Genomic DNA, 18606 nt, shown 5'->3' on the forward strand with positions numbered 1-18606 from the left:
AAATTTACGCATACCAAAGGTTTTTAGATCACAGAAGGACAAATATTTTATATATGTAAATTTCAATAATTACCTTTACGACCTTAATTTTACAAGATGTTTGAAATCGGTAAAGCCATAATCTCTGACGATATTTTGGAAAAGGAATTTGTATGTAATTTATCTGCATGCAAGGGTGCTTGTTGTATAGATGGAGAGGCAGGAGCTCCTTTGGAGGATAAAGAGACTGAAATTCTAGTGGATATTTACGCGGATGTTAAGCCTTTCCTTAGGGCGGAAGGGGTTTCGGCTATAGAAGAACAAGGTGCCTTTATAAAGGGTGCAGATGGTGAATGGGAAACCCCATTGATTAATAAAGAAGAATGTGCATATGTAATTTATTCAGAAAGAGGGATTGCGAAATGTGGCCTGGAAGAAGCTTATAATAATGGAGCGATAAAATGGAAAAAACCCGTATCCTGTCATTTATATCCGGTAAGAATTACCGAATATGAGGAGCTTACAGCTGTGAATTATCATAAATGGGAAATTTGCGATCCAGCATGTTCTTTGGGAGAAGAATTGAAAATCCCCATTTATAAGTTTGTAAAAGAGGCACTAATTAGAAAATTTGGGAAAGAATGGTATCAGGAATTGGAAAAAATAGCGGTGGAGAACTCTAAATAGTAGGAATATGCAATATTACCTTGGTGCCCGAGGCTGCACCCTGCTTATTAAAAAGGTCGACAATTTCTAACTTAAATGTATTTTGATAATCTTTAGAAAAATTCTCCAAACGTTCTTTTGTAATATTGATTCCGACTGATTTTCTTTTTAAAATCTTGCTTTCCTTGAGTTTTTCTGCAACTTCTCTTCCCACGCCATTATCGGTTATAGAAATATCTATATAGCCGTCTTTCTTTCTGCTTATCTGTAATAAAATAGATTTGTCACCATCCTTTGAAGAAAGGCCATGCCATAATGCATTTTCCAAAAAAGGTTGAAGAATAAGAGAAGGGATTTTAACTATATGAGTATCAATACCTTCATCTACCATTATTTTAAACTGAATTTCATTGGAAAATCGGATATTTTCAATATTCATGTATAACTCTACGGTTTCTAACTCTTCAGCCAGAGGTATTTCCTTAAGAGAAGAGGCCTCAAGTATTTTACGCACTAGTTTCGAAAACTTATTTAGATAATGGACCGCGTTCTTTTTTTCATTGTTTATGATATAGAGCTTTATAGAATTTAGCGAATTAAATAAAAAATGAGGATTCATCTGGCTACGGAGCATAGATTGTTCAAGAGTAAGCATCTTCTTATCGTTTTTGAGCTGGGCTTGTCTGTATAAAACATATAACATTAGCGTAAACAAGGCCAATAATAAGGCGCCAATCAATAAGGTGTTTTGATTTCTGCGCAGTTTTAAATTCATTATTTCATTCTCTTTGGCAAGTACTTCTATCTGATTGTTCTTTTTTTCTGCCTCTGAACGAGAAATTAAATCGGCTAAATATCGCCTATTACGATCATTTGAAATTATTTCCTCTACACTTACCGCTTCTAAAAAGAATTCTTTAGATTTTTTGAAATCATCTTTATATTCCCATAAATCGGCTAAGAAGGAGTATGCCTCTTCCATCTCACTAAGCAGGTTATATTTCTTTGCTATTTCCAGCCCTTTATTTAGATTGTGTTGAGCCTCCTCAAACTGATTATTTTGCATTTGTGCCCAGCCTATATTTATATAAATTGCGGAAACAATCCTCATGTCGCCCAAATCTTTAGATAGTTCAAGAATGGATTCAAAAATTTGAAGCGCTTCATTGTTTTTCCCCTGATGAACATATATATGTGCAATTCCGAGATTTGACATGACGTTGATTCTTTTTGATCCAACCTTTTCATTAAAGACCTTGGATTTTTCATAATTTTGAAGCGATTCTTCAAGCTTACTCTGGGCTTCAAGGCATTCTGCAATTCCCATATAATTCATCGCAAGCCCGTAGGAATTGTCCAATTCGGCCTCTAGCGCTATTGATTTCTTGAAATTGGCAATAGCAAGATCGTATTGGCCTAGAGTTCTATAAATATGGGCAATACTGCTCAGAGATAAATTTAGGTTCCTTTTTATATTTTCATCAGGCTGTTCTAGGGACTGAGCTAGATCTATTACCTTTTGGGCACAGTCTAAAGCTGAGGGGATAGCCTCTGTTTGCCGATAGACGGTACTTAACATAGTTAAACTATAAATTTGAAATTCTTTATTGTCATTTACCTTGGCGGCCTCTAAAGCCATTTCGTGTAGTTTGATGGCTTTACTATATAGTGCATAATCCCGGTAAGAAACACCTAATTTATTTAAAGCGTAGGAGGCACCCGCATAGTAGTTTTCCTTAACTGAAGCATTTGCAAAATAACGCATCAAACTGGTATCTCTCTGTATTGGCTTAAGCACAATGTCCAAATCATTGTATGTCTCAGGAGCCTTGGATATAAGGCTTCCCGTTATTTCCTTGAAACTTTTGTCGCTCACCTGCGCATTCGCCTTATGCAAAAAGAGCATTGTAATAACCCAAAAAAGCAAGAAATAATTAGCTATAATAGAAGGACTTTGGGGGATTTTATAACTCTTTAGCATAGGTAATTTTCGAATTGATTATAACAAATCCAAAAAATCAGACTTTTTTTGACGGGATACAGGTATTTTATGATTGGATTGAAGCACCACATATCCGTCTGTTTTGAGAAACTCCTTAATTTTTGTAAGGTTAATTATATAAGAGTTGTGAATCCTGAAAAAGGAATCGCTTGGCAACAATTCATTAACTTCTTTTAATTTTTTGGTAAGAACAATCTTGTGTCCATCTACAAGATAAATAGTACTGTAATTGCCGTCCGATTCGGCATATAGTATCTGTTCACTTTCAAGGAATACTAATTTCCCGTCCGTATTGAAAGTAATTTTTTTTTGCTTTTCGTTAGCATTAAAATTCAGCAGAATTTTTTCCAGTCTATCTGCAGTATAATTTTTTGCGTTAAACTTTTTAATTTTTACAATAGTATCTTTTAAGTCGTCCGTATCAATTGGTTTTAGTAGATAATCAATAGCTTCGTTCTTAAGTGCTTTTATTGCATATTGATTATAGGCTGTTGTAATCACAACTGGAAAATCCTTATTGCTTAATTTTTGAATGAATTGAAACCCATCCATGGTAGGCATTTCAATATCCAAAAACAAGCAGTCCGGGGTGTTTTGGCTAAGATAACTTAAGGCTTCAAAAGGGTCCGTAAAAGAAGCAACTACATTTATTTCATCACTGAAATTAGTCAATTCCCATGAAAGACTTTGAAGTGCTTTTATTTCATCATCTACAATAACAGCTTGTAACATTACCTTAGTATATAGTCGTAAGTTACAAAATTAGCATTACTACTATTAAGACTTATTGAAATATGTATAGATAGATTAAATTGGTGTATGACTAGTGCTTAAACACTTAAAGTTTACATTACAAAGAAAATATTCTCCGATTGTGGTCTTCATTTTTTGAGAAAAAAATTAGATTGTTAGAATTATAACAATTTGATATTAAAAAGGCAAAAAATTTTCATTCAAAAGCAGAATTAGCAAGGCAATTTATACATAATTCCATACCAACTATACAAATGAACTGTGCAGATCATTTGTTACTACATAATTTGGTGCTAGTATAATTTGGAAGAAAGAGTACTGCTGAACGCTTGTAAAGTGTATGTCAAACAATGAAAAAATGTGTTCTATTTTTTACCCTTTTAATCTTAGCATTACTGCTCGCAGTTTTGACGGATAATAAGGAACGCTTTGAGCTGTTAGATGAAGTAGTGTTAATGGAGAATAACATTGATAGTCTTTTGGCGGAAGAACAGGGCCAAATAGAAGAATTATGTACAGAATAAAAATATAAGATAATCTGCCATGCCACATGTTTTAATCAAATCCCTCAAGGTTGGTCTATTGGTTATTTTGTGCCTAATTTTCACCTCTAATAATTCGACGGAATTAAAGTCTGATAAGATGGTGTTGGCAGGCGGCAGTTATGTGCTAAATGTTGTCGGTGAAAGTGCGTTTCAGCTTCATGGGATAATTAATTTTGAAACTGCGATAAAGCGTTCTTCAAAAGGTAAGGAGTATACCATATTAAAATTAAACCTAAGTGATGGTCAGGAGTTTCCCGGACATTCGCTGGGATTTTTTCTTTCTAAACCATACCAATCATTGAAAATAGCAGATGGTCGCCATAAAATCTCTGGGAATATTGAAGGATTTCTTAATTATTTTGACGGGGTTTTTGGGTTTGCCAATATAAATCAATTTGGGGAATCACCATTTTTCGCCAAAAATGGTGCAATTACTATCGACAAAGTTGATGATAATATATTACAAGGGGGTATAAATGTTGTTTTTGAAAATCCAAATAAAGGCAGTATTGAAATTAATGGTAATTTCAATGCCTTAAAAAAATAATATTTGGAACTAATTATTTTATTGATATAAATTTGTTTATCAATATTAGGTTCATTGAAGAAGAATAACAGTTTTAATTTTTAAAGAACAAATGAAACTGTCAAACCATTATGTACGACTCTAAGGGGGTATGTCTTTATAGAAATACTACTGCTTTAATGCAGTCCCATAGGTGTAATTGCTAATTGGATAACCATACCAATCATGTTGGTCATGAAATTTGCTCGATTTTTAGGTTTCGGGGGAACTACCTAGATCAGCAGACCCAAGCGGTAATTAAAAGTTTAAACATCTATTGAGTCGTACGGTTTGACATTATCATTTTTCTAACTTATTTGGTAGAAATACGGAAAGATTTTAGCAAGACATATGATACGCCTAAAAAATAATTTTTTTTTGAGAATTTATTGCTATATGTGCTCTTCTGCGTGCTTTATACTGGCACAATATTTTCCCAATCTCAAGTAACTTTCAGACAATTATCCGTAAAAGACGGAATGTCCCAGAATAGTGCAGTAAGTATTGCTCAAGACAGTACAGGATATCTTTGGATAGCTACTCAGGATGGTCTTAATAAATATGATGGAAGAGCGTTCAATATTTACCCTTTTAAATTTCTGGATATCACTAAAACCAAATACAGTAATTTGGGTAAAATATATCAAGATGAAATAGGAGGCCTTTGGACGATACCGATAGACAAAAAGCTGTATAAACTAAATCCCCAAGAAAATACATTTGAAATTTTCCCCGGTATAGAGGATGCTAGTGTAATATTTCAGGACAAAGACCTTGTTTATTGGATTGGTACGTATTCCAATGGGCTATATCAGTTTAATCCTGAACTAGGCAGTCCGAAAAAAGTGCTTTCAGAGAAAGAAATCAACGGACCCATATATAACATTTTTGATGCTCAAAAAGGGAACATTGTTTTGGCCACCAATGGACTTATCATTGAATTCAATAAAAAATCACAGAGTTTTTCATATTTAAGTTTCAAGAATTACCATGGTGATAAAATAGATGAAAATTTTAGTGACATGGTAGCTGATAGTCAAGGAAAGCTGTGGATTTCCACTTTTGGGGACGGTCTTTATTTTAGGGATGCATCGGAAAAAATACTACAACGGGTGTCAATTTCGACGTTTACCGATCCCCTTCCCGAAAACCTTAATATATTGGATATCCATCTGGATAAAAAGGGGAGACTATGGCTTGCCACATATGGCCGAGGATTGTATATGTTGGATTTTGAGAAAAATTCAATTTCACATTTCAATGCAGATAAAAATAACCCAAGGGCCATTCATTACAATGATATTTTGTGTATTTACGAGGATAATTCCGGTACGCTTTGGTTTGGAACAGATGGTGGAGGCATAAGTTATTTTGATGAATTCCTGGAAAAGTTTAACTCTTTTACCAACAACCAGACTCCTGAGGGAATCAATATCGATGTTGTACGTTCGATCACTACAGACAATAAAGGTGCTGTCTGGATAGGGACTTCAGGCAAGGGTCTTACACAATATGAACCTGAAAACAATAGTTGGCAAACATTTACGGCCAGTACAGCGAGTAAAAATGGCATTACTTCAAATAGAATAATGAGTTTATTGGTTGATGGGGATGACGATCTTTGGATAGGAACCCAAGATGATGGTCTAATCCTTAGAAATACAAAAGGGGATTTTCATCAATATAATTCAACCTCAAAAATACCGCTCTCTGCCAATACGATATGGAACATTTTTAAAGATAGCAAAAACAATATTTGGCTGGGCACAAGGGAAAATGGCCTTATACAATTTGACAAAAATATGGGAGAAATCAACAAGTTTATTTTCGACCCTCAAGACACTAACTCACCCCCCAGCAATAATATTCGAGTAATCACTGAAGATACAAGGAGCAATTTATGGATCGGCACGGAGGCAAATGGGGTTGCACGGTATAACCCAACATCAAATACTTTTAAACGCTTTTATCAGGACTCCAGCGGCAATTCTTACATAAGGAATAGCATTAAAGCTTTATATTTTTCGCCTAACGACATCCTATGGATTGGGACCAATGGAGGTGGACTGAACGCATTGGATATTTCCGAGGAAATATTTTATATGTACACAACAGACGACGGATTAGCCAACAATGTAATTTATGCCATTTTACCGGATGTTCAAGGTAATCTTTGGTTAAGTAGCAATAAAGGGATCACCAAATTTACACCCAACCAAAATAGGTCCACCGTACCGATGGTTGTGAATTACAGCAATTATGATGGTTTGGCCACAGAGTTCAATACCGGGGCATATCATATAGATAATGACGGCACATTATATTTTGGGGGATTGGATGGCTTTTATTGGTTTCGCCCTGAAGACATTAGGGAAAATCAGATATTACCTAAAACATCGATTACTGGTTTTGAGGTCTTGGGAGAATCAAATCCCTTGCTTTCCGGAACAAGATTGAAGCATAACCAAAATACCCTTTCATTTAGTTTTACAAGTTTACAATATTCATTGCCGGAAAAAAATGAGTACCAATATAAATTGGTCAACCATGATGAGGATTGGGTATATTCAGGGAATATCAACACTGTGCGTTATGCACAATTACCCCCAAATGATTATATTTTTCAAGTAAAATCAAGCAACTATGATGGGGTTTGGAATGAGCATCCCACCTCTTTTTCCTTTACGATCGCTCAACCTTGGTATTGGACTATTTGGGCAAAAATTATATACGGACTGCTATTTTCAGGCCTGGTGTATGGCGTTATCCTCTATCTCAGATGGCGATGGCGAATGCAATTGAACTTGCGCCTAAAAGGAGACGAGACAAAAAAGTTACAGGAACTCAATAGGCTTAAATCAAAATTATATACAGACATATCACACGAATTCCGAACCCCTCTGACTTTGATTTCAGGACCAATAGAATCTAAATTAAGCGAAGGGGGTTTAACAAATTCCGATCTAACCAATTTTTCAATGATTAGGCGAAATACTAACCGGATGTTATCACTTGTAGATCAATTATTGGATTTGGCTAAGGTAGATGAAGGCAAACTAAAATTTAAGTTGATCCAGGGTAATTTAGACCTGTTTTTGAGAAATATTTCCGCATCTTTTGAATACCAGGCAGAATCAAAGAAAATAACCTATACTTCGGAAGTTGGACCAATGGAAGGGCTTTGGTATGACGAGGATGTAATTGAAAAAATAACGATGAACCTGCTCTCCAATGCCATGAAGTATTGCCCTGAAAATGGGGATTGCTACTTTAAGGCCCAAAATGGGGATAATACAGTATCCATTATTGTCGCAAATTCGGTCAACAACCTTGCGGACATCCCCATGGAAAATTTGTTTTCCAGGTTTTATCAGCAAGATGAATTTTCGTCGGGCGCCGGGGTGGGCCTATCCCTGGTAAAAGAATTGGTGAAATTGTATGGAGGTGAAATCGATGTTGAACAAGGTAGCGGGGACGAAATCGTATTTAAGGTACGTCTTCCTGTTAACAAGGAATTTTTTATAAGTCGGAATATCCCGGTCCTGGAAAACCAGCATGCTAAACTAGATGCTCCTGCTTCTGAAAACGGGGAGCTGGTAACCAATAATAATGCTCCTTTACAAAATGCTGACCTCCCGATTATCCTGATTGTGGAGGATAATGCAGATGTAAGGCAATTTATTGCCACTGAATTGGGTAAAAAAAATCAGATCCATACCGCAGAAAATGGCTTGCAGGGGATAGAAAAAGCTTTGGAACAGGTCCCTGACGTCATTATTTCCGATGTGCGGATGCCCTTATGTGATGGGATTGAACTTTGTAACACTTTAAAAAATGACGAGCGAACCAGTCATATTCCAATTATTTTGTTAACCGCTCATATTGGGGAAGAAAATGAACTGGAAGGACTTAGGTCCGGGGCTGATGATTTTATTACAAAACCGTTCAAACTGCGGATCCTGGAAAAAAGGGTAGAGAACCTTATTGCTACCAGAAGGGCGCTGCGAAACCGGTATAGCCAGGAGGTTGTTCTACGGGCAAAGGATATTGCCATTACCCCAACCGACGAGGTATTTTTAAACCGGATGCAAAAAGTACTCGACAAGCATTTATCCGATGCAGCTTTCAATGCGGCCGCCTTCTGCCGGGAGTTGGGCATGAGCCGTATGCAACTGCACAGAAAATTATTGGCTTACACCGGTCTCAGTACTACCGCATTTTTGCGTTCGCAACGCCTGAAACAAGCCATTCATATATTGCAGACCTCTGATGCCTCTATAAATGAGGTGGCTTATGAGGTAGGCTTTAATACACCCTCCTATTTTATAAAGTGTTTTAAGGAAGCCTACAAAAAAACCCCATCGGAATACCTTCAATCTACTGGCGTATAGTAGATTAAATACCCTGTTACATCTCTTGCATAGATTGTTACATATGTGGCATTATGTTCCACAATGATTAAATAGTTTTGGTTTAGGTGAAGAAACTTTGAAGCCAAAATCATGAAAAAAACAACATTTAAGTTAGCAGTACTACTGGTCCTGTTTTGTAACGGTCTGGCCCTGGCCCAGGATAACCCACTAAGGGCTCTTATCGAAGCGGCTGCAGCCCTTGAAAATGCCGGGGATGAAGGGCAAGCTGAAGGAAACGGGGAAGAACTTACGGAAGAACAGCAAGAATGGATGGACGAATGGGAGAAAAAAAAGGAAGAAAATGCGGAGCTAATGGATGCACTGGACACCAAATACCTGAAATGCACAGCACTTATGGTTTTGTATGTTGAAGCATATTTGAAGCTAGTAAATGAGCATAAAATTGGCGATATTTCGATGTCAGCATGCGATGCGTATGGAATGCAGGCGTTGGCCATGGCAAGCTCTACCACCATTATGTATTGCCCGGAGGAGATGGCACAACTTAGCGACGAGGAATTGAAATCTATAGGCGATGATTTTTGGGCCGCCATTGACCAATTTACAGAGGTTAGTGACAACCCATGGATTGGTGACAAACATCATCCAATTCTTACAAAGCTATATTATATTATAAGTAAATTTTTTGATGGGGTGGAACAACAGGATGCCGGGGATCTATCGGTTTTTGATGGCTCACCTGATACACCGGTCCATGTTATAAAATATATGATTGAATTTTTTAGGCCGCGATATATCATTCCACAGACCCTAAAAATCGGACAGGAAATGGAAGCTATGGGTTGCAGTGGCTAGAGTTACCAAGAAATTATAACACCATGAAAAAACACAGAGAGACAATCACAAGCCTTTTTTTTAGCCTATTGCTGCTGAGTATTGCCGTAGCCTGCAATATGGGCACAAATGAAAAAAAGCATGAGCGTTCTAAGAATAAAAGTGGTACGGTTGTCAGCACCAGCGAGTATTCGGATGTTTATTTGGAAGCGGATTCGTGGCGAAACTGGTCACCTCCCAAAGCGCTTTTGGGCTATAAGCTACAACGATTTGTCACAGACCCCTTTAAATTAACCGGATTGTATTCGGCCAATGCACGCTATGAAAAGGGCGAAAAATGGATGGATGTTCAACTTATTGACGGCAGCACCGAAAAAGGAACGGCCGAGATCCGTGACCATTTGGAGATAGCCGGATTGCAACGCGACCATTCCAGTGAATACGGCTATGAAAAAACTCTGGAACGCAAAGGAATAAAGGCCAAGGAAGAATACCTGAGTCCGCCCGCTGGGCAATATATGATCAAGTTTATGCTCAGGGAGTACTATGGAGTATCGGTAAAATCGAACGCCGAAACGGCTGCGGAAATCTGGCATTTTATAGACCAACTAAAAATGGAAGAATTGGGGGAATGATCCCGTTTGTTCCCATAAACAGCAATCAATGAAGTCAATACCCAGGGTAGTGGTGTTTTTTATGGCGAGTATATTTTTAGGCAGTGCCCAATCCCTGACTACAACAGAAACCAAAGTGGTATTGGTGGTCAATGGAGATTCAGAAAAAATAACGCATATAGAACTCTTTAATACTTTTCAAAAAATGAAACAGAAAGAGGTTTATACAAAATATGCTGACGCCAAATTCTATATCGGTCTTTTGGAGGGTAGTTATACCCTGAAGGAAAAAAATGTGATGCTGGGTAAGGGAGCCATTATTACCATATATACCAACAGGCGATTTTTTCCACGGGACAGCTTTGTTTTCCAAGAGCATTTTGTTCCAGGAGATCGTCTGGAGCTCGGTAAGACCATGGCGAAAGTGATTTCCAATAAAAAAGGAGAATTAATTTTAAAAACACAGTAAGATGAGAACATATTTCTATTTAGGATTACTCTTTTTAATAATCAGTGTGGGTTGTAAGGGCCAAACCCCGGAACAGAAAAAAATGATGGAAGAGATACAGAAAAATGGCATGGAAGCCCAGCGGCAATACGATAGTATTGTGAATACTCCCCAGATGAAAAAAATAGCAGAGCAGACTAAAGCATTCGAAGCACAAGCTAAAATAGACAGGGATAAAAGAACGGCTGAAAATCAGAAAAAGAACCAGCAACCAAATAATCCAAAAAATGATTTCAATAAATACATCACAAGTAAAAGCAACATAAAAAAATTAGCTAATTGGTCCTTTGGGGAAGCAGATATTGTAATGACAGGTTTAACTCGTGACCAAAATGATCCTGGAAATAAACAAAAGATTGGTATCGTAAAAGCCGATGGAAGTTTTGACATACAACTACCGGTTAAAGTTGTAACGCATTCCAGCATAAAAGATGACAGATGGTTGGGTTGCGGCTATTTTGGGGGTAAGGGCAAGATTGACTATAGCAATTCTAATACTGGTGTTATGCTTGGTTACATCAGTATAGAGATAGATGATCAGCTTATTGGTCGACTTTACATGGCGTCGGCTATTGAGCTCATTGAGGGATGGAATCCATTGCAGTATCATTATCATGATATTCCTGGATATCGACTGGAATGGTTCTATGCCAGTGAAGAAACTTCGGCTAATGGTAGGTGTGTTAAGGAAAACAGATATGGGGAAGGTAAAGACTTTGATATAACCACCGGATACGATGTGCAATTAAAACCTGGATGGAACTTGGTAAAAAGTGAATTTGAGGGCCCTCGTATTTTTGTAGACTGGGGAGACGGAGAAAACAATAAGCATTCCTATTATAAGGAAGAAAAAATCACAGTGGTTAATGATATACCGGATGATGCCAAATGGATTTTCAGTAAATCACCTTATTAACTAACAAAATAACAAAATGACACCTCAAAGAATAAAAGCTAGTAACCTGGTGTTTTTAGCTATGATAGCTACAGTTATCGCCATGTTTGTCACTGCATTAATTTCATGCAAGGGAGAGACAAAATACAATATGGATAAAGCTAATGATAGCAAAATTGAAACCTATTCAAATGTTTTAAATGGTAAAGTGGAAGCCGTTATTGGCGACACACAATTTTTAATTACTGAGTTTAATGCCAAAAACAGTACCTCCGTGGTCTTTTTAAAAGATGGACTACAGTTCAAGATCCTGGATAATAACAATAGGTCGGTATTAGTAAACATGTATGCACCCGGGCTTCTGGATAAGTTCCCTTTTACTATAAATAGCATTATTGAATCGCTCTCTACCGAAGAAGCAAGTAATAGTAAAACCAAAGGTAAATTAGAAATATTATTGCCTAAAAAAAAAGCTTCAATGCAAGATATAAAAATGCTATATAAGGGAAGTATAACTTTAAAAGAGGCATCTGACCATAAAATTGTTGTGTTCTTTAAAGGCTCAGGAGTAAATGGAGACACCGAAGTAAATAAACGCGATGAAGAACAATTCCCTATGGAAGGGGTCATTGAAATCAACAATTTTGAGATTTATGATATGCAAAATTGAATCATAACATATCGGAATGTCAATATCAGAAAATTAAAAACGGATTTCTAGTACAAGTTAGCCCGGGAGCAGGGGTTTAAATAAGTAAAGCTTGATTTTACTTTCTTTAATAAACCAAGAAGTATGTTTTTTTATACTTTTTGGTTTAATTTTTATCACATCATTATGACATAATTTTATACAAAAATTTACTTTTCTAAAAAGGCAGCAAACATCACTGGCGAACCTAGATTTCAACATACGGTGTTAAAAACTTTGGGTAGTATTTAATAAAACCTCCTTTAAAATCTGATAACATTTTTGAATCTTTGTTAGCCCCAACACTTAGGAAAATCTATCCTACATTAACACTATTAAAAGAAAAGAAATGACTGCAGCCTTTGAGCCTATTTTACAGGAAAACGACGATCGATTTGTGATATTTCCCATACAACATCATGATTTATGGGAATGGTACAAAAAATGTGAGGCTTGTTTTTGGACTGCCGAGGAAATAGATCTTCATGAAGACTTAACAGATTGGAATAATAAACTTAGTGATGATGAGAAGTATTTCGTTAAGCATATCCTGGCGTTTTTTGCAGCTTCAGACGGAATAGTAAATGAAAATCTTGCGGAGAATTTTGTGAACGAAGTTCAGTATTCGGAAGCTAAATTCTTTTATGGTTTTCAGATTATGATGGAAAACATTCATTCTGAAACCTATTCTTTATTAATAGATACTTATGTTAAAGATGAAAAGGAAAAGGGAATTTTGTTCAAAGCAATTGAAAATTTTCCGGCCATCAAGAAAAAGGCTGATTGGGCTTTAAAATGGATTGATTCTCCAAGTTTTGCAGAGAGGTTAATTGCTTTTGCGGCGGTTGAAGGGATCTTTTTTTCCGGGGCTTTTTGTTCTATATTTTGGTTGAAAAAGAGAGGGTTAATGCCGGGTCTTACGTTCTCTAACGAACTAATATCAAGAGATGAGGGAATGCATTGTGATTATGCCGTACATCTCCACAATAAACACCTGGTTAATAAGGTTCCAAAAAAACGAATCACAGAAATACTTGTAGATGCCTTGAATATTGAACGGGAATTTATTACTGAATCACTACCAGTAAGCCTAATTGGCATGAATGCAAAACTCATGACGCAGTATCTGGAATTTGTTACCGATAGATTATTGGTTGAATTGGAATGTGATAAGGTTTACAACGCTACAAATCCGTTTGATTTTATGGACATGATTTCTCTGCAGGGAAAAACCAATTTCTTTGAGAAACGTGTGTCCGAATACCAAAAAGCAGGTGTCCTTAACAAAGACAAAGACGTAGATGCGCAAAAAATCAGTTTCGACGCAGATTTCTAAAGTATAGAATAACGTATTATACCTTATTTCTATAGGGGTTGTTAGTTCATTTAATTAGAGTATTTCGCTTATATAAGCTTTTCAATAACCAGTATAGCACTTAAAACAATTAGAACCACATGTATGTAGTAAAAAGAGATGGAAGAAAAGAGCCGATGATGTTCGATAAGATCACGGCCAGAGTACGCAAGCTTTGTTATGGTCTAAACGACCTGGTAGATCCTGTAAAAGTTGCCATGAGGGTAATTGAAGGTCTTTATGATGGTGTAACTACATCCGAGCTGGATAATCTGGCAGCTGAAATTGCAGCCACATTGACTACTGCACACCCGGATTATGCCAAATTGGCTGCGCGAATTTCTGTCTCTAACTTACATAAGAACACAAAAAAGTCTTTTTATGAAACAATGAAGGATTTATATGAATATGTAAATCCTAGAACCGGAAAAAAAGCCCCATTATTATCTGATGAGGTCTTTAAGGTTATATCTGAAAATGCGGATGAGCTGGATTCTACTATAATTTATAACAGGGATTTTGGGTATGATTATTTTGGCTTTAAAACCTTGGAACGCTCTTACCTCTTAAAATTAAATGGGAAAATAGCCGAAAGGCCCCAGCATATGTTAATGCGTGTTGCCGTTGGGATTCATCTTGATGATTTGGAATCTGCAATAGAGACTTATGAGCTCATGTCCAAGAAGTACTTTACACATGCTACTCCTACATTATTTAATTCAGGTACTCCTAAGCCACAAATGTCTTCATGTTTCTTACTGGCTATGAAAGATGACAGCATAGATGGTATTTACGATACACTAAAGCAAACCGCCAAAATTTCTCAGTCTGCAGGTGGTATAGGATTATCAATACACAATGTACGAGCAACAGGATCTTATATTGCTGGGACAAATGGCACATCCAATGGAATTGTACCCATGTTGCAAGTATTTAACGATACGGCTCGTTATGTTGACCAGGGAGGTGGAAAGCGCAAAGGGAGTTTTGCAATATATGTTGAACCATGGCATGCAGATATTTTTGATTTTTTAGACCTTAAAAAGAATCATGGGAAAGAAGAAATGAGGGCAAGAGACCTTTTCTATGCGATGTGGATCCCCGATCTTTTTATGAAAAGAGTAGAAGCCGATGCGGAATGGACATTAATGTGTCCGAATGAATGCCCTGGTTTATTTACCCATCACAGTGAGGAATTTGAAACATTATACACTGGTTATGAAGCGGCAGGAAAAGGCAGAAAAACAATTAGAGCAAGGGAATTATGGGAAAAAATCCTGGAATCACAGATAGAGACAGGAACCCCTTATATGCTGTATAAGGATGCAGCGAACAGGAAGAGCAATCAAAAGAATTTAGGTACCATCCGCTCTTCCAATTTGTGCACAGAAATATTGGAATACACTTCCCCTGATGAAGTTGCGGTTTGTAACCTGGCGTCTATTGCATTACCAATGTTTATAAAAAATGGAGAGTTTGACCATAAGGAACTCTTTAAAGTTACGAAACGAGTCACCAAAAACCTCAATAGAGTAATTGATCGAAACTATTATCCGGTAGAAGAGGCCAGAAATTCAAATATGCGACACCGGCCTATAGGTTTAGGTGTACAAGGATTAGCAGACGCTTTTATAATGTTACGATTACCTTTTACAAGTGATGAAGCCAAGCAACTCAATCAGGATATTTTTGAAACTCTTTACTATGCCGCCGTTACTGCTTCAATGGAACAGGCAATAGAAGAGGGATCTTATTCAACCTACGCCGGATCACCTATTTCCCAGGGTCAGTTTCAACACAATCTTTGGGGTATTCAGGACGAAGAATTATCCGGCAGATGGGATTGGGACAAATTGAGAAAGAAAATAGAAAAGCACGGTGTGCGCAATTCACTTTTAGTTGCTCCAATGCCTACTGCTTCTACTTCACAGATCTTAGGGAATAATGAGTGTTTTGAACCCTATACGTCTAATATTTATACCCGAAGAGTACTTTCGGGCGAATTTATTGTCGTTAATAAACATCTTTTAGAAGACCTTGTTAAACTAGGATTATGGAATGAAAATCTCAAACAGGACTTGATGCGTGCCAACGGTTCCATTCAACATATTGATAATATTCCGGAGGATATTAAAGAGCTTTATAAAACCGTTTGGGAACTAAGTATGAAAGACATTATTGATATGTCCAGGCAACGTGGCTATTTCATAGACCAAAGCCAATCTCTAAACCTCTTTATGGAGAATGCCAATTATGGAAAACTTACTTCTATGCATTTTTATGCCTGGAAGAGTGGCCTTAAAACAGGAATGTATTACCTGCGCACAAAGGCTGCGGTAGATGCTATTAAGTTTACTCTTGATAATACAAAGAAAAAAGAGATCCCAATTAGCGTAGCTGCAGAGGCGGAGGTTGCGGCTGCATCGCCAGAAGCCGCCGTGGCATTACCGGTTGAAACCACACCTGTTCAGCAACAGGAAACAGATGTAAAACCAATGTCAGCAGCTGAAATGAAAGAATTGATCGCCCGTTCCAAAGAAGGACTAGCAGATGATGATTGTCTGATGTGCGGTTCATGAACGTAACCTATACTGAAATGCAATTGGCTGACTATACTATATCGTTTCAGTTATAGTGTAATAGTGTTTATTGTTTAAAAGACACCTCGGGTAGGTCTACCCCATTTCAAGGACCTATCAGCAGGTGTTTTTTATGTTTTATATTTTGGGCTTAACGGGATTTACCAGGTATATAAAATTACTTCTGAACTAAAGAATATAGAATAATCAGAATATCAATATGAAAAGTGCATAAGAGCCATATCAATAGATCTGAAACAATACTCTAGTTAATAAATAATAGTTGTTTTTTGGGGTAAGTCGCCCTTCTAAGCCTAAGTAATAATATCTTAATAGGGCTTTTGTTCTATTTTTTGAAAATAGGTCTCACAACGTTGTACGAAACAATAATCAATGCTGTGTAAATCAATAAAAGGATAAAATAATTGTCCATTGCTAGGGAAAAAATAAAACTTTCAACAATATGATATACGCATCAAAATCATATTCAGATTACCAAATTGTAAAAAAAACATATAAAAAATGTTAAAATCAGCAATTTGATTCCCTAAAAACAATCAATTCACATATTCGTTTTATAAAGAGACTTACTCCAGCAGTACAATTAATAGAAATAACAAAAAAAGCAGGAAAGATTAAATAAAAGCATCCACCGTTTTATAGGCATTTATTACAGCTAGTTCACCTTCTTGATCTGGTCGGGAATTTCCGTGTTCCATCCCCATAACCCCATTATACCCTTTTGCATGAATGAACTTAAAAACATTTTTATAATTTATTTCACCCGTGGTAGGTTCATTTCTTCCAGGGTTATCCCCAATTTGAAAATACGCAATTTCATCCCAGCAGGCCTCAATATTAGGAATTAGGTTACCTTCCTGGATTTGTTGATGATAAATATCAAAAAGTATTTTGCACGAAGGAGAATTAACCGCCTTACAAATTTCATAGGCCTGAGAAGAACCTGTAAGAAATAATCCGGGATGGTTTCGGAAGTTCAGGGGTTCAAGTACCATAGTTAAATTATGTGGTTCTAATAAGGCACTGGCTTGTTTCAGGGATTCAATAACATGAGCGGTTTGGTATCCCATAGATAAGCCTAAGTCTAAATGTCCGGGCACAACAGTCATCCATTTCGCGTTTACACGCTTGGCTACACTAATGGCTTTCTTTATATAGTCTAAAAACTCTTCCCGTTTCTCCGTTTCTCCGGATGCCAGATTTGGTTCAGTCCAATAGATTTTATGCGCTACAAAAACACCCATTTCAATGCTCCGGGCTGCCATGGTCTTTGCCATTTCTTCCTGTAAAGTAACCGAACGCTCCATCATTCCATTGTCCTCAAAAGCCGTAAAGCCCTGGTCTGCGATGAAATTAAGTTGAGCTATTGGGTCTTCACCAGCACTATGTTTAAACATACCAAGATGAGGTGCATATTTCAGATGAAAGGAATGCTTTAAAGGTGTTTTAGAAATAGAGCCTAAGGCAGAAAACCCAGTCAGGGACAAGGTGCTTGCAGCGCAAGCTGATTTAGTTATAAAACTTCTTCTTTTCAATTAAATTAGTTATAGGGACCAATCTTTGCCCCCTGTGAGTTCATTAAGATCACCACAACCGATATATTCTCCGGGAACCGGCAGGTATGCGAGCACTTCCTCTCCAACATATTCTGAAGTTTTGTAGCCCCAAATTGTCATATCGCGGAGATTCTTTGCAAAGTTATAGCTAACTGGTTCATCTGCTACCGCATCATTTTCCCCTTTAATCATGGCTGAGGGATTTTTAATAACCAGTTCCTCATTCAAGATCTCCTCTTCCTCACTTAATTGAAGAGCTTCTGCCAAGACGGGTTCCAGGTCTTCAGAAGTTAAATCATTCGCTTCGTCTTTCCCTGAATCTTTAAGGGCTTTAGCAATAAATTTTTCAAAAGATAATTTTGTTATGCTTTGTTCTACATCTTCCATGATCTCGTTAATAAAACGATCTATGAAAATATGCACATTAACTTCCGAGGCAGAAGGCGTGTCCGTTTTCGGAAGGATGATATCAACTAGTTTATGAAGTACGTTGCCCTGTTCTTTGGTAAAAAAGTCAGGAGTCCAGTTAACTGTTTCTGCATTTTTACATCCCTGAACAAGGCTTAATAGTGTAGGAGTGGCCACAGTATATCCCAGCGCCAACCCCATATTTTTTAATGCTACTCTTCTATCCATTATAATAATCCTTTTTTAAGTTGTTCGGCAGCATGGTC

General features: G+C 37.0%; 15 protein-coding genes. 11 read left to right on the forward strand and 4 right to left on the reverse strand.

Annotated elements, in window-relative coordinates; genetic code table 11:
• Positions 1 to 96: 96 nt before the first annotated feature.
• Complete coding sequence (locus WBM60_RS09980) at positions 97 to 666, forward strand: DUF3109 family protein (RefSeq protein ID WP_424263581.1); 570 nt, start codon at positions 97 to 99, stop codon at positions 664 to 666.
• Here the strand turns inward: WBM60_RS09980 and WBM60_RS09985 are convergent.
• Both WBM60_RS09985 and WBM60_RS09990 read right to left on the reverse strand, forming a co-directional pair.
• Positions 659 to 2626 carry a tetratricopeptide repeat-containing sensor histidine kinase gene (locus WBM60_RS09985; protein WP_424283034.1) on the reverse strand — a complete coding sequence of 656 codons (1968 nt, stop codon included), beginning with the start codon at positions 2624 to 2626 and terminating at the stop codon, positions 659 to 661. The genes WBM60_RS09980 and WBM60_RS09985 overlap by 8 nt on opposite strands.
• 18 nt (positions 2627 to 2644) lie before the next feature.
• Positions 2645 to 3379, reverse strand: a complete 735-nt coding sequence (locus WBM60_RS09990) for a LytR/AlgR family response regulator transcription factor (RefSeq protein WP_424263577.1) — start codon at positions 3377 to 3379, stop codon at positions 2645 to 2647.
• Positions 3380 to 3750: 371 nt separating this feature from the next.
• On the opposite strand from WBM60_RS09990, the gene WBM60_RS09995 reads away from it, so the two are divergent.
• The 10 genes from WBM60_RS09995 to WBM60_RS10040 all read left to right on the forward strand — a co-directional run bounded on the left by WBM60_RS09995 (position 3751) and on the right by WBM60_RS10040 (position 16355).
• Entirely contained in the window at positions 3751 to 3924 is a 174-nt protein-coding gene (locus WBM60_RS09995; RefSeq protein ID WP_424263575.1) for a hypothetical protein, read from the forward strand.
• A 118-nt stretch (positions 3925 to 4042) separates the two neighbouring features.
• The gene (locus WBM60_RS10000) at positions 4043 to 4492 is read left to right on the forward strand and encodes a hypothetical protein (RefSeq protein ID WP_424277556.1); all 450 of its coding nucleotides are present in this window, start codon (positions 4043 to 4045) and stop codon (positions 4490 to 4492) included.
• Between the two features lie 497 nt (positions 4493 to 4989).
• The gene (locus WBM60_RS10005) at positions 4990 to 8901 is read left to right on the forward strand and encodes a hybrid sensor histidine kinase/response regulator transcription factor (protein WP_424277555.1); all 3912 of its coding nucleotides are present in this window, start codon (positions 4990 to 4992) and stop codon (positions 8899 to 8901) included.
• A gap of 111 nt (positions 8902 to 9012) precedes the next feature.
• The gene (locus WBM60_RS10010) at positions 9013 to 9738 is read left to right on the forward strand and encodes a hypothetical protein (RefSeq protein WP_424263403.1); all 726 of its coding nucleotides are present in this window, start codon (positions 9013 to 9015) and stop codon (positions 9736 to 9738) included.
• 23 nt (positions 9739 to 9761) lie between these two features.
• On the forward strand, positions 9762 to 10352 hold the full coding sequence (locus tag WBM60_RS10015; protein ID WP_424263405.1) for a hypothetical protein: 591 nt from the start codon (positions 9762 to 9764) through the stop codon (positions 10350 to 10352).
• A gap of 28 nt (positions 10353 to 10380) precedes the next feature.
• Positions 10381 to 10800, forward strand: a complete 420-nt coding sequence (locus WBM60_RS10020; RefSeq protein ID WP_424263407.1) for a hypothetical protein — start codon at positions 10381 to 10383, stop codon at positions 10798 to 10800.
• Position 10801: 1 nt separating this feature from the next.
• Positions 10802 to 11755: a hypothetical protein gene (locus WBM60_RS10025; protein ID WP_424263409.1), complete on the forward strand. Its 954-nt coding sequence runs from the start codon at positions 10802 to 10804 to the stop codon at positions 11753 to 11755.
• A gap of 16 nt (positions 11756 to 11771) precedes the next feature.
• Entirely contained in the window at positions 11772 to 12404 is a 633-nt protein-coding gene (locus tag WBM60_RS10030; protein ID WP_424263411.1) for a hypothetical protein, read from the forward strand.
• Positions 12405 to 12771: 367 nt separating this feature from the next.
• Complete coding sequence (locus tag WBM60_RS10035; RefSeq protein ID WP_424263413.1) at positions 12772 to 13758, forward strand: ribonucleotide-diphosphate reductase subunit beta; 987 nt, start codon at positions 12772 to 12774, stop codon at positions 13756 to 13758.
• 119 nt (positions 13759 to 13877) lie between these two features.
• Positions 13878 to 16355: a ribonucleoside-diphosphate reductase subunit alpha gene (locus WBM60_RS10040; RefSeq protein ID WP_424263415.1), complete on the forward strand. Its 2478-nt coding sequence runs from the start codon at positions 13878 to 13880 to the stop codon at positions 16353 to 16355.
• 635 nt (positions 16356 to 16990) lie between these two features.
• Here WBM60_RS10040 and WBM60_RS10045 read toward each other — a convergent pair.
• Entirely contained in the window at positions 16991 to 17911 is a 921-nt protein-coding gene (locus WBM60_RS10045; protein ID WP_424263417.1) for a hydroxypyruvate isomerase family protein, read from the reverse strand.
• A 9-nt stretch (positions 17912 to 17920) separates the two neighbouring features.
• Entirely contained in the window at positions 17921 to 18568 is a 648-nt protein-coding gene (locus tag WBM60_RS10050; protein WP_424277646.1) for a gluconate 2-dehydrogenase subunit 3 family protein, read from the reverse strand.
• Positions 18569 to 18606: the final 38 nt, after the last annotated feature.

It is taken from the genome of Eudoraea sp. (genome assembly GCF_049669105.1).
Lineage (GTDB): Bacteria > Bacteroidota > Bacteroidia > Flavobacteriales > Flavobacteriaceae > Eudoraea.